The following is a 12216-nucleotide window of genomic DNA, read 5'->3' on the forward strand; positions in this document are numbered from 1 at the left end:
ATAAGGTGGCGGCGTGTCCCCTCCCGAGGAGCCGCCCCGGCGCGGCGAACAGGCCGAGGTCGCCGCGTTCCGCCAGGCCCTGGGCCTCGACGCCCTCATCGACGTGCACACCCACTTCATGCCCGAGCGCGTCATGGCCAAGGTGTGGGCGTACTTCGACGCGGCCGGTCCGCTCGTCGGCCGCGCCTGGCCGATCGCGTACCGCGAGGAGGAGCGGCGGCGTGTCGAGACCCTGCGCGGCTTCGGCGTACGGGCCTTCACCTCGATGCTCTATCCGCACAAGCCCGGCATGGCGCGCTGGCTGAACGACTGGGCCGCCGAATTCGCCGCCCGCACCCCGGACTGCCTGCACACCGCGACGTTCTTCGCCGAGCCCGGCGCCCCCGACGACGTACGCCGCGCCCTCGCCCAGGGCGCGCGCGTCTTCAAGTGCCACCTCCAGGTCGGCGGCTACGACCCCAACGACCCGCTGCTCGACGACGTCTGGGGCCTGCTCGCCGACACCGGCGTTCCCGTCGTCACCCACTGCGGCTCCGGCCCGGTCCCCGGCCCCTTCACCGGCCCCGCCCCCGTCGCCGCCCTGCTCGCCAGGCACCCGCGGCTGCGGCTCGTCGTCGCCCACCTGGGAATGCCGGAGTACGAGGACTTCCTCGGCCTCGCCGAGCGGCACGAGCGGGTCCTGCTCGACACCACCATGGCCTTCACCGACTTCAGCGAGTCCGCCGCCCCCTTCCCGCCCGCGGCCCTGCCCCGCCTGTCCGCCCTCGCCGACCGCGTCCTGCTCGGCACGGACTTCCCCAACATCCCCTATCCCTACGCCCACGCCCTCCACGCCCTGGAATCCACCGGCCTCGGCCCCGCCTGGCTCCGCGCCGTCTGCCACGACAACGCCGCCCGCCTCTTCGCCCTACCGGCCCTCCCCTAGCGGGCGGAGTCGGGGTCCGGGTCGGCGTTGGGGTCCGGGCCGGGTTCCGGGTCGGAGTCGGGGTCCGGGCTCGGGTCTTGGGGGGTCAGCATCTGGAGGAGGAGGGTGCGGAGCTCGGCGTCGGGGAGGGCGGGGAGGCGGGTGAAGGCGCCGGAGCCGCGGGCCAGGACGACGCCGATGAAGGCGGCGGCGATGAGTTCGGCGCGCAGGGCGGGGTCGGGGGTGCCCTCGGCGAGCAGGCGCCGGTGGAGGGGGTCCACGACACGGCGGTGCAGCTCCGCGCGGGTGGCCTGCTGACCGGCCGGGTCCTCGTGGGGGCGGACGGCGACCTGGTAGACGGGGTTGGGGCCGTGGCGCCGGGTGCGGTCGAGGATGGTCGCCAGACGGTCGGGGTCGAGGAGGTCGACGATGTCGTCCGGGCCGTCGTTGGTGCGCAGCGTGGCGATGTAGAGCTGGGCCTTGCCGCCGAAGTAGCGGGCGATCATCGCCGGATCGACCCCGGCGCGGCTGCCGATGGCCCGCGCGGTGGTGCGGTCGTACCCGTGCTCGGCGAACAGCTCGCCCGCGGCCTTCAGCAGACGTTCGCGGCTGCCCGCCGCGTCGCGCCGGTGCTGGGCCGCCCCGGCGGGCCGTTCGTCGGCCGGTGTCGTTCCACTCATTCCGCGGCCGTTCCGTCCAGTTCGTGGAGGTCGTCGTGTTCGCCGGGCCGCGCCCGCACCCGGGGGCGCGCCTGGGCCGCCGCCGCGGGCCGTGCCGACGCCGCAGGCCGTGCCGACGAACCGCGTCGGCGCCACGGCACGGCCACCGCCACCACGGCGGCGGCGAGCCAGACGCCGCAGCTCAGCAGCCCCACCGCACTGTACCCACCGGACGTGGGGAACGCCGCGCCTTCCGCGGTGTGCGCTTCGAGCACGGCCGCGCTCAGCGCGCTGCCGACCGCGTAACCGATGTAGCGCAGCACCTGGTTGAAGCTCATGGCGCTGCCCGTCTCGTGCGCGGGCACCGCGCGGACGAGGAAGCCCGGCACGACCGCGAAGATGACCCCGACGCCGAGGCCCGCGACGAACATGACCGCCATGATCTGCGCCATGTTCCCGCGCCATGCGGTGAACAGGGCCATCGCGGCGAGCAGCACCAGGCAGCTCATCGGCAGGACCCGCTGGGGCGAGATCCGGCGGACCAGCACCGGGGTGAGCCGGTTGGCCAGGAAGCTGCCCAGGGAGAACGGCGTCAGGGCGAGACCGGCCACGACCACCGTCCGGCCCAGCCCGTACCCCGTGGTGGCGGGCGTCTGCACCAGCCTGGTGACGGTGGACAGCAGCAGGTACATGCCGACGCCCGCGAGCACCGCCGCGACGCTCGCGGTCAGCACCGCCCGGTCACGTACCAGCCGCAGTGTGACCAGCGGATGATCCGTACGCAGCTCCCACCACACCCAGCCCGCGAAGAGCAGGACGGACGCGGCGATCATGCCGTCCACGCGCGCCGAGGCCCAGCCCCAGCTCTCGCCCTCGCTGATCGCGACCAGCAGCGACGCGGTGGCCACGGCCAGCAGCACCGCGCCGACCCCGTCCAGCCGGACACGGGCGCGATGCCGCGCGGCCGGGACGACCCACGCGGCGGCGGCCAGGCCGAGCACGCTGACGGCCACGCCGAACCAGTACGCCGCGCGGACGCCGCCGCCCTGCGCGATCAGACCGGTGAGCGGATAGCCCAGGCCCACCCCCGTCACGGCGGTGATCGACAGCAGGGCGATCACCGGAACGGCGCGGGCGGCGGGCAGTACGTCCCTGGCCACGGCGATGGTCAGCGGCGTGAGCCCGAGACCGATGCCCTGGAGGGCGCGGCCGACGAGCAGCGCGGCGAAGCCCAGGGGTAGCGCCGCCAGCACGCAGCCGACGACGACCAGCGCGAGGGTGCCGACGACGACGGTCCTGCGGTGCGGCCCGTCACCGAGCCGCCCCATCACGGGCGTGGCCACCGCCGCCACCAGTTGGGTGATCGTCAGCGACCACTGCGCGTCGGTCACGGACACGTGGTCCATCGAGGCGATGGACGGGATGAGCGGTGCCCCGAGGCTGCCGATCACGGCGGTGACCAGGCATATGAACGCCAGACAGGGCACCAGTGCCCGCGACCGTGCCGACTCCATCGTGCTCCTCGCGCCCGGGTCCTGAGGCACCGTGTGATGCGTGCGCCCGACAGGGGCGGACCGATGCCTACAGCCGATGTCTACATGTGATGTCTACACCTGATGATAAGCAAAGGTGATCGGCGCGATCAGCCCCGCCCCCGGGGTCCGAGGCCCGGGGGCGGGGGAGCGGGGCGGGTGAGGCGCGGGCGGCGCGGGCCGGAGCGGACTTCCCGGTGCCGCCCGTCAGCCCACGGCTCCTGCTCCGGTTCCTGCTCCGGCTCCGGTTCCTGCTCCTGCTACGGGGCCGACCGGCGTGTCCCCGCTCAACGTGATGCGGTGCATGACGCGGTGCTGGTCGCCGTAGTCGCGGTTGGCGTAGTGCGCGGTGCTGCGGTTGTCCCACAGGGCCACGTCACCGGCGCTCCACCGGTGGCGTACGAGGTGCTCGGGCTTGGTGAGGTGGGCGTAGAGGATGTCGAGCAGCCCCCGGCTCTCGTGGTCCGACACCCCGAGAACGTGCGAGGTGAAGCCCGGGTTGACGAAGAGCCCCTTGCGCCCGCTCTCGGGGTGCACCCGCACCACGGGGTGCTCCACCGGCTTCAGCTCGGTGTACTCCTCTCCCTCCCACACGTTCCCGCGGCCCTTCCTGCGCTGGGCCAGGTAGTACCCGAACTCGCGGGTGCCGTCGTGCACCGCCGTCAGCGAGTCGGCCCACGCCCGCAGCCCCGGCGACAGCGACTCGTAGGCGAGCTGGCTGTCGGCCCATGTCGTGTCGCCGCCGTTGGGCGGCAGCAGCACCGCGCGCAGCACGGAGATCGCCGGCGGGCGCCGTACGAACGTCACGTCCGTGTGCCAGACGTCCGCGAAGCCGTTGTCCTGGCTGTCGACGGCGTACACCTCGGGGGCCACGTCGCCGGAGTCGTGGATCGGGTGCCCGGTGGTGACCTCGCCCAGGCGGCGGCCGAACTCGATCTGCGCCGCGTCGTCGATGTCCTGGCCCCGGACGAAGAGCACCTTGTGCTCCACGAGGGCCGCCCTGATCGCGGTGACCTGGTCGTCGTCCAGCCGGCCGAGGTCGATGCCGTGGATCTCCGCGCCGAAGCGCGGGCCGAGCGGGGTGATCGGCAGACGGGACGCCGTTGAGGACGGGGTCGCCCTCGGCGACGGGGACGGCCTTGACGACGGGGACGGCCTTGACGACGTCGTCGGACGGTCGGCGTCGGTTACGGCGGGCTGCTCGCTGGTGATGCTCACCTGTGGTTCCTCCTCTGTCGCGGATGGTGTGGGTGTCGCGGGTGTCGCGGGTATCGCGGATGTCGCGGATGTCGTCGATACGGAGCGCGGGTGTCGTGGATGGAGAGGTCGTGAGGACCGGGGACCAGGGATCAGGCCGCCGCGGCCTTCACTGTGTGCGCGACCCGGGCGCGCAGCTCGGCGAATTCCTCGCTGTCGCGCAGCGCGTCGGCGTCGATGTCGCCGCGCGGCAGCGGGATCGGCAGGTCGAGGGCCACGGTGCCCGGCCCCTTGGTCAGCACCACGATGCGGGTGCCGAGGAAGACCGCCTCGTCCGCCGAGTGCGTGACGAAGACGGTGGTCCGCCCGGTCTGCGCGGTCACCAGGCGTACGTCCTCCTGGAGCCGTTCGCGGGTCAGCGCGTCGAGCGCCGCGAACGGCTCGTCCAGCAGGAACAGCGGGTGGTCGGCGGCCAGGGCGCGGGCGATGGCGACGCGCTGCTGCTGGCCGCCGGAGATCTCCCAGATCCGCCGCTTCTCGGTGCCCTCCAGGCCGACGCGCGCGAGCAGTTCCGCACGGCGCCGGGGCCACTGGTCCCGGTCGACCCCGGCGTAGCGCAGAGCCAGGTCGATGTTGCCCTTCACCGTGCGCCACGGGAAGAGCCGGGGCTGCTGGAACACCACGCCGGCCGCCTTGCCGGGCAGCGGCTCGACGCCCGACACCCGTACCGAGCCGTGGGCGGGCCGCTCGAATCCGGCGATCAGCCGCAGCAGCGTGCTCTTGCCGCAGCCGGACGCGCCGACGAGCACCAGGAACTCGCCCGCGGGCACGGTCAGATCGACCGGTCCCACGGCCGTCACCGCCTCCTCGCCCTTGCCGTACCGGTGGGTGACGCGGTCGAGCGCGATGACCCCGGCGGCGGGTGTGGCGTCGGCACGGTCGGTGTCGGAACGGGGGGCGTCGGAGCGGGTGGTGTCGGCACGGTTGGCGTCGGAGCGGGTGGTGTCGGCACGAGTGGCGTCGGCAGCCGCGGCAGCCTCGGGCCCGGTGGTCTTGTCGGCCGTCCGGCCAACGGTCCCGCTCGCGGTCTCACTTGAGGACATCGGGCAGCCCCTTCAGATACAGCGCCTTGCCGACGACGTCCTCGGACGGCGCGGCGTCGATCTGCTTCTGGCCGGCCAGGAACCGGGCGGTGCCGGTGAGATACGTCGCGAGCTTGCCCGGCTGCCCCTCCGTACCCAGCCACGCGGCGGAGGCGACCTCGTCGGGGGTGAGGAACACGCCCTGCGCGAGCTGCTTCCTGGCGTCGTCCGCGCTGATGTTCAGCTCGGCGGAGACGGCCTTGACCGTGCCCTCGGGGTCGGACTTGAGCAGCCCGAGCGCCTGCGCCTGCGCCTTGCGCCACACGTCGATCGCGTGCGGGTCCTTGGCGATCAGCGCGTCCGAGACCACGGCCAGGTCCAGCGTCGGCTTGCCGCCCGCGCTGATCTCCTTGCTGCTGATCAACTGCGTTCCGGTCTTGCGCAGTTCGTCCAGGGTCGGCAGCCACACATACGCGGCGTCGATGTCCCCCCGCTGCCACGCGGCGAGGATCGCCTGCGGCTGGAGGTCGACGAGCTTGACGTCCGACGCCTTGAGGCCCGCCGCGTCCAGCGCCGCCAGCAGGCTGTAGTGCGAGGTGGAGGCGAACGGCGTCGCGACCGTCTTCCCCTTGAGACCGGCCACATCGGATATGCCGGTGCTCTTGCGGGCCACCAACGCCTCGTTCTCGCCCGCGACATCGAGGATGAACGCGGCCTTGTACGGGATCGGCGAGGAGCCGGAGATCCCGCGCGCGAAGGGGCTGGAGCCGAGGGCGCCGATGTCGAGGGACTTGCCCAGGAACGCCTGGTTGACGCTGGCGCCCGAGTCGAACTTGATCCAGGTGATCTTGTAGTCCGGCAGCGCCTTCTCCAGCAGCTTGTGGTTCTTCACGAGCAAGTCGCCGCTGGGGAAGGCGAAGTAGCCGATGCGCAGCCGCTTGGAACCGCCGGACGAGCTGCCGCCGTCCGAGCCGCAGGCGGTGAGGGCGACGGAGGCCGCGGCGGCCAGCGCACCGCCGAGCAGCAGGCGGCGCGAGGGTCCTTGGGCGGCGGTGCCGACGGGAACTCGGTGCTTCCAGGCAGACATGGGGAGCCGTTTCTGTGCGAGGAGGGGACGGGCGGGGCGAAGGGCGTACGGGGTACCGGTTGCGGGTTACGGGTTACGGGGGCCCGGAGCCGCGGGCTGCTCGCTGCGGGCCGCGAGGGACCGGGCCACGGACGGGGGGCGGGGGGTCGGCCGGGAACTAGGAACGGCCGCGCCACGGCACGACGCTGCGCTCCAGCCACAGCAGCAGACCGTCGATGACGAGCCCCGAGACGCCGATGGTGAAGATGCCGACGAGCACCACCGGCGTGTTGTTGTAGTTGGCGGCGTCCTTGACCATGCCGCCGATGCCGGGCAGCCCGTTGACCAGCTCGGCGGCGACGAGGGAGGAGTACGTGACCCCGACCGCCAGCCGGACGCCGGTGAGGATCTCCGGCAGCGCCGACGGGGCGATGACGTCCCGCATGACGTCCCACCGCGACCCGCCGAGCGCGTGGGCCGCTTCGACAAGGCCGCGCGGCGCGGCGGCGACGGCCGCGGTGGTCGACACCGCCACGGGCGGGAAGGCGGCGATGGCCAGCAGGGTGATCTTCGGTTCCTCGTTGATGCCCAGCCAGATGATCAGCAGGGAGAAGTACGCCAGCGGCGGCAGCGTCCGCAGGAAGGTGATCCAGGGTTCGAACAGCGAGCGCACCCAGCCGACCGTGCCCATGAGCAGGCCGAACAGCACTCCGAGGGCGATGCCGATACCGCCGCCGATCGCGATGCGGCGCAGGCTGATGGCCAAGTGGTCGATGAGAGTGGTGCCGTTGTAGCCCCGCACCCCGTCGTGCGTCGTGGACACGTCGATGAACGCGTCCCACACCTTGGCCGGGGGCGGCACCAGCGTCTCGCTCCACTTCCCGCTCGCCGCCAGCAGTTGCCACAGCACGAGGAAGAGCAGGAGCGAGCCGAGCGGCAGCGCGAGACGGCGTACGCGCGCCCAGACGCCCTTCGCGCGAGGACGGCCGCGCCCCGGCGGCTCGGCCGGATCGGCCGGATCGTCGGATATCGCGGCGGGACCGGCTTCTGGCAGGCGTGAGGTGGCGGACAACGGACTGCCTCCATGGGGGTGCCAGGGCAGGCGCGGTCGACGTCAAGCGACAGCGGCGACTGTCCCCGAGCGAGAGCAGAAGGGGAAAAGGGCAGAGCCGAACGCCCCACGACGGGGTGGGCTCAACGAAGTTCGGGAAAGGGGCCGCGCCGGGTCGAGGACCGAACGGCGGGCGGCGTCAGAGACGCGTGATCAGCGACAACACGAAACCGGGCGTCGGCACAGGTCGATGACCAGGCGTCGCACCAAAAGATCGTGATTCATGGGTCATATTTGTACAGCAGACCCGTCCCCGCACCAAGAGTCCGTCCACCCTCTGGTACAAACCCCTCCGCCCCCGCCCCCCTGACGCGCCCGGCCTCGGGTTCGGGACCGCCTATACGTATGACCATCTGTCCTGGCGGAGCTTCCGGGACAAGCCGTGGTACGGCGCGGTGCCGACCCTGACCGCCGCCGCCGCGGTCACCAGCCGGATGCGCCCGGGCACCCTGGTGACGTCGGCCAAGCCGCGTTCATACATCACGAGCTGACCTGCGGAAACGACGGTCAGAGGCTGATGAGCCTGACGTGCTCACCGCAGAGCCGGGTCATGTCGTCGACGTCGGAGGTGAGAATGGCGACCGGGCCGGTCTGCCGTAGGGCCGTTTCCGCGACGGTCGCGTCGATCGCGTATTTGTGCCCGTGAAGCCCGGCGGCCTTGAGCAGCTTCGCCGCCGCCTTGGCTGTCTGCTCGGTGACCGGCTCCACCTTGACCCTGGACAGGGCCCACTGCAGGCGGGGCATGTTCACGCGCGAGTGACTGACCTCCACGATGGTGTTCGCACTGATGACCAGATCCGCGCCCATCTCGTGGAACACCTTGAACAGGGTCAGGATCTTCCGGTCCTGGGCGATCCATGCGGACAGCCCTTCACTGTCCAGAACGACAGTCTCGATGTGCTGGTTCACGCGGCGCTCGCGCCACCCGCGGACTCCGCCGCGCCGAAAATCCGTTCGCGGGCCTCCATCACTTCTTCTTCACTGAAGGCCCCGTGCTCTTCTTCGTGGTTGCGCAGATCCGCGCCGAGCAGCTGATGCCGGATCTGTCGGGCCACTGCCTCGGCGACGTAACCGGAGACGTTGTCAGTGAGCTTCTTCAGCTCTGTCACCTGTTCAGTGGGCAGAGTCACGGTGATGCGCGTCGTATCAGCCATGGTCCGAGCATACTATGGTATGCGCATGGTGGGGCTCTGCGACAGCGTCCGTCCGCCGACGCGGTCAGGCCGTCTGCTCGTCAATGGATTCGCGCTCCACCGCCAGATAGGTGTCCGGCGTGGCGGCCTCGAGGTAGCCATTTGCGTCCGGGAGTACGAGTCGGGGTGACACGTCCGTCAGTTGCAGCCACGACGTTTCCTCCCCATCGGCGAAGCCACGGCGCGCCGCTTGACCGAGCCTGCTCCGCTCCCGGTTGCGTGCCATGGTCAGGTATTCGGAGCGATCGCGTACTCGTCGCTCGTAGAGACTGTCGCTCAGAGCGATCTCACTGCGCCCCGGCCGGAGGCCCTCGATCGTGCGGAGTTCGGGAAATTTCTCCTGGGTGCGGCGGACCAAGGCCCGTTCTTCCTCAGCGATTGCGCGGCAGGCACCGTACAGTCGTCGCGACAGACCGAGCATGAGATCCGAGCCGGGAAGCCTCGCGATCAACATGTCCACGCCTTCGTGCCTGCGAATGCCCGCTTCGGTCATGGCGTCGGGTCCGAGTTGCCGCCGAAGCTCCGCGGTCCCGCTGTCGCGCTCCAGCAGTCGTACGAGCCCAGCTGCCGCCGTACTTCGTCGACCGCTTCCCGCTCCGACCGGAGCCAGCCGCAGCGCGGCGCGGGGTAGAGAGCTGAGTGCGAGGTAAGTGAGCAGTCTGGACCTGGCCAGGTCGAGCAACACGTCGTCATCCCTCCGCAAGGCCTCCTCATCGGCCTCGTCCACGCTGCTCGATGGCACGGCGGCTGCGGCTGCGGCATCGGCCCGGAGATCTTTTTCAATGTCGATCATCATGAAGAGCCGGCGCTCAAGGCTGGTTCCGCACAGGATCTTGCGGTACGGACTCGGCAGTACCGCCTCAACGGCCAACTGCCGCGCGCCCTTCTTTCGTGCGCTCACCGGGAGGCGACGGCCGCCCTTCGCCTCCACCAGCCAGAGTTCCGACGTCACCGGATGCGCTCCAAAGAGATCCGGGAGACTCTTCCGTTTCTTCCACTCCTCGGTGGCCCCCGGTGGCACAGCACTCTCCGCGTGAGTCGTCGGCCCCAGACCCATGAGACCGCGGCAGGCCCATTCGGCCATCGTCATGCCGATGTGGTAACCGAACGCCGAACGCGTTGAGTCTTCGGTTCCGTGCGTATAGACAACGCTGGGTACGATCTCCTGCCCGGAGCCCTGACCCGGAGAACCGATGGTCCGCTGGCGGATCAAGTAGGCCGCTAGAGGATGCCTTCGAGAGGTGATCTCGTGACGCGCCAGGTGTGGCACGGCGGTCAGCCACGGGGCGATGTCCCTGCCCACTGTCGTGGCGGCGTCCAGGAGATCCCTCCAGGTCGTACGGACGAGATAGGCGCCGTCGGGTGCAATCCCTCCAGGGGTGGGCCAGGCACTGTGTACATGGCTGACTTGAACGGGATTGGGGCGAGGAGCCGGGGCCAGCGGTGAACTGTGCCGTACGAACAACGGAACGTCGAAACTGTCCGCGATCTGGATTTTCGAGTCGGCGGCTCCAGCGGGGGGTTCCATGCCGTCAACCCTGCCAGCTCGCGGACACAGTTCGACATAGGGTCGCTCATATGCGTCTGAGTGTTGTGATTCTGCCGATCTACCGTTGGGCCGCCGAGGGGCGGGAGGTGTGGCGGCGGGCCGAGGACCTGGGGTTCGGGACCGCCTATACGTATGACCATCTGTCCTGGCGGAGCTTCCGGGACAAGCCGTGGTACGGCGCGGTGCCGACCCTGACCGCCGCCGCCGCGGTCACCGGCCGGATGCGCCTGGGCACCCTGGTGACGTCGCCGAATTTCCGGCACCCGGTCACGCTCGCCAAGGACTTGATGACGCTCGACGACGTGAGCGAGGGGCGGGTGACGCTGGGGATCGGCGCCGGGGGGAGCGGGTTCGACGCGACGGCGCTGGGGCAGGAGCCGTGGTCGCCGCGGGAGCGGGCGGACCGGTTCGGGGAGTTCGTACGGCTGCTGGACCGGCTGTTGACGAACGGCCAGGTGTCGTACGAGGGGGAGTTCTACTCGGCGCACGAGGCGCGGACGATTCCGGGGTGCGTGCAGCGGCCGAGGATTCCGTTCGCGGTGGCGGCGACGGGACCGCGGGGGATGCGGCTGGCCGCGCGGTACGGGCAGGCGTGGGTGACGACGGGGGACCCGGCGCTGTACGAGACGGGGACGCCGGAGGAGTCGCTGGCGGCGGTACGCGGGCAGGTGGAACGGCTGGGCGCGGCGTGCGCGCAGGCCGGGCGGGACGTGCTGAAGGTGCCGAAGGTGATGCTGACCGGCTTCACCCCTGACCAGGGGCGCCCGCTGGAGTCGGTGGACGCCTTCGTGGACTTCGCCGGCCGCCACGCGGAGGCTGGAATCGACGAGATGGTCATCCACTGGCCCATCCCCGACAGCGACTTCGACACCGACCCCGCCGCCTTCGAGCGGATCGCCCTGGAGGCCCCCGCCCAACTGGCCTGATCCGCGCGCCGGGTGGTCAGTGTGCAAGGTCGTCAGCGCGCCGGGTCGTCGGGGCGCCGGTCGGTCAGGGCGTCCATGCGGCGGGCCGCGATCTCCCGGTCGGCGGCGGCCGTCACGAACTCCGGTACGTGATCGGGCCCGACCAGCTCCCGGACCGCGGCGACCGTGGCCGCCGGGAGGGGCACCGGGACGTGCGAGGGCGGCTCGGCGGCCGGGCGCGGCGGCGGCGCGGGGAGCACGGCGTCGCCGAGGTGACGGCGTACGTGCTCGGTGGCGAGCATCCGCATGGCGCGTGCCAGCTCCGCGTCCACGGTCTGCTGGGCCAGCGGGCGCAGCCGCCGGACCAGGGCCGCCGCCTCCTCGGCCTCCTCGTCGGTCGGCGGGTGGCGCAGGAACCGCTCGAAGACGTACTCCGTGGTGAACTCCAGGAACCGCTCCGAGATGTGCTCGACCTGGACCCGCAGCTCCCGCAGATGGCCGGTGATCGCGGGCAGCGGCACACCGGCGGCGTGCAGCTCCGCGGCGACCGCCAGCTCCTGGGGGCTCGGTACGAGGAATTCCTCGTCGCTGCCCGGCACCGGCTCCAGGATGCCCAGTTGCAGGCCCTCCTCGACGGCCGTCAGATCCGCCGTCCCGCCGAACGCCTCGATCAGCTCGGCCAGGCTGATGCGCGCGGGCGTCTCGTCCGACCACGGCCGGTCCACCTCCCCGACCAGGCCGAGCACTCCGCCGAGGCCGGTGCCCGCGTCCCACGCCGCCAGCAGCTCCTTGATGCTGGCCAGCGTGTAGCCGCGCTCCAGGAGATCGGCGATCTGCCGTAGCCGGGCCAGATGCGTGTCGTCGTACACATTGGCCCGGCCGCGGCGCTCCGGCTTCGGGAGCAGCCCGCGGTCGGTGTAGGCGCGGATCGTACGGACCGTCGTCCCGCTCAGATGGGACAGGTCCTCGATCCGGTACGCGCGCTGCTCGGCGGCGGTGGTCACGCCCACACTCCTCC

The 12216-nt window shown here is 71.4% G+C and carries 12 protein-coding genes and 1 pseudogene; 3 read left to right on the forward strand and 10 right to left on the reverse strand.

Annotated features, from left to right (window positions below):
- Positions 1–13: 13 nt before the first annotated feature.
- On the forward strand, positions 14–925 hold the full coding sequence (locus ACIQCJ_RS00630; RefSeq protein WP_402710269.1) for an amidohydrolase family protein: 912 nt from the start codon (positions 14–16) through the stop codon (positions 923–925).
- Here ACIQCJ_RS00630 and ACIQCJ_RS00635 read toward each other — a convergent pair.
- From ACIQCJ_RS00635 to ACIQCJ_RS00660, 6 genes are all read right to left on the reverse strand, one after another.
- Positions 922–1584, reverse strand: coding sequence for a TetR/AcrR family transcriptional regulator (locus ACIQCJ_RS00635; protein WP_402710270.1), 663 nt, complete (start codon positions 1582–1584; stop codon positions 922–924). The two genes, ACIQCJ_RS00630 and ACIQCJ_RS00635, sit on opposite strands and share 4 nt — an antisense overlap.
- Positions 1581–3077 carry an MFS transporter gene (locus tag ACIQCJ_RS00640; RefSeq protein ID WP_402710271.1) on the reverse strand — a complete coding sequence of 499 codons (1497 nt, stop codon included), beginning with the start codon at positions 3075–3077 and terminating at the stop codon, positions 1581–1583. The genes ACIQCJ_RS00635 and ACIQCJ_RS00640 overlap by 4 nt, the downstream gene beginning before the upstream one ends.
- A gap of 225 nt (positions 3078–3302) precedes the next feature.
- On the reverse strand, positions 3303–4187 hold the full coding sequence (locus tag ACIQCJ_RS00645; protein ID WP_402710831.1) for a TauD/TfdA dioxygenase family protein: 885 nt from the start codon (positions 4185–4187) through the stop codon (positions 3303–3305).
- Between the two features lie 257 nt (positions 4188–4444).
- On the reverse strand, positions 4445–5200 hold the full coding sequence (locus ACIQCJ_RS00650) for an ATP-binding cassette domain-containing protein (RefSeq protein ID WP_391043497.1): 756 nt from the start codon (positions 5198–5200) through the stop codon (positions 4445–4447).
- 181 nt (positions 5201–5381) lie between these two features.
- Positions 5382–6461, reverse strand: coding sequence for an ABC transporter substrate-binding protein (locus ACIQCJ_RS00655; RefSeq protein ID WP_402710272.1), 1080 nt, complete (start codon positions 6459–6461; stop codon positions 5382–5384).
- A 157-nt stretch (positions 6462–6618) separates the two neighbouring features.
- Complete coding sequence (locus tag ACIQCJ_RS00660; protein ID WP_402710273.1) at positions 6619–7512, reverse strand: ABC transporter permease; 894 nt, start codon at positions 7510–7512, stop codon at positions 6619–6621.
- A gap of 350 nt (positions 7513–7862) precedes the next feature.
- Between ACIQCJ_RS00660 and ACIQCJ_RS00665 the strand changes: the two are divergent.
- A pseudogene (locus tag ACIQCJ_RS00665) lies at positions 7863–8036 on the forward strand (LLM class flavin-dependent oxidoreductase); the annotation flags it as partial.
- Positions 8037–8058: 22 nt separating this feature from the next.
- Here the strand turns inward: ACIQCJ_RS00665 and ACIQCJ_RS00670 are convergent.
- From ACIQCJ_RS00670 to ACIQCJ_RS00680, 3 genes are all read right to left on the reverse strand, one after another.
- On the reverse strand, positions 8059–8460 hold the full coding sequence (locus ACIQCJ_RS00670; protein ID WP_355336611.1) for a PIN domain-containing protein: 402 nt from the start codon (positions 8458–8460) through the stop codon (positions 8059–8061).
- Positions 8457–8705 (reverse strand): hypothetical protein, encoded by a 249-nt coding sequence (locus tag ACIQCJ_RS00675; RefSeq protein WP_355336610.1) that lies wholly within the window; start codon positions 8703–8705, stop codon positions 8457–8459. Before ACIQCJ_RS00675 ends, ACIQCJ_RS00670 begins: the two co-directional genes overlap by 4 nt.
- Positions 8706–8769: 64 nt before the next feature.
- Complete coding sequence (locus tag ACIQCJ_RS00680) at positions 8770–9834, reverse strand: hypothetical protein (RefSeq protein ID WP_402710274.1); 1065 nt, start codon at positions 9832–9834, stop codon at positions 8770–8772.
- Positions 9835–10322: 488 nt separating this feature from the next.
- Between ACIQCJ_RS00680 and ACIQCJ_RS00685 the strand changes: the two genes are divergently transcribed.
- Positions 10323–11219 (forward strand): LLM class flavin-dependent oxidoreductase, encoded by an 897-nt coding sequence (locus ACIQCJ_RS00685; RefSeq protein ID WP_355336608.1) that lies wholly within the window; start codon positions 10323–10325, stop codon positions 11217–11219.
- A 32-nt stretch (positions 11220–11251) separates the two neighbouring features.
- Here ACIQCJ_RS00685 and ACIQCJ_RS00690 read toward each other — a convergent pair whose 3' ends face one another.
- Positions 11252–12202, reverse strand: coding sequence for a MerR family transcriptional regulator (locus tag ACIQCJ_RS00690; RefSeq protein ID WP_391158902.1), 951 nt, complete (start codon positions 12200–12202; stop codon positions 11252–11254).
- Positions 12203–12216: the final 14 nt, after the last annotated feature.

This window comes from Streptomyces sp. NPDC093221, from assembly GCF_044753885.1.
Taxonomy (GTDB): Bacteria; Actinomycetota; Actinomycetes; order Streptomycetales; family Streptomycetaceae; genus Actinacidiphila.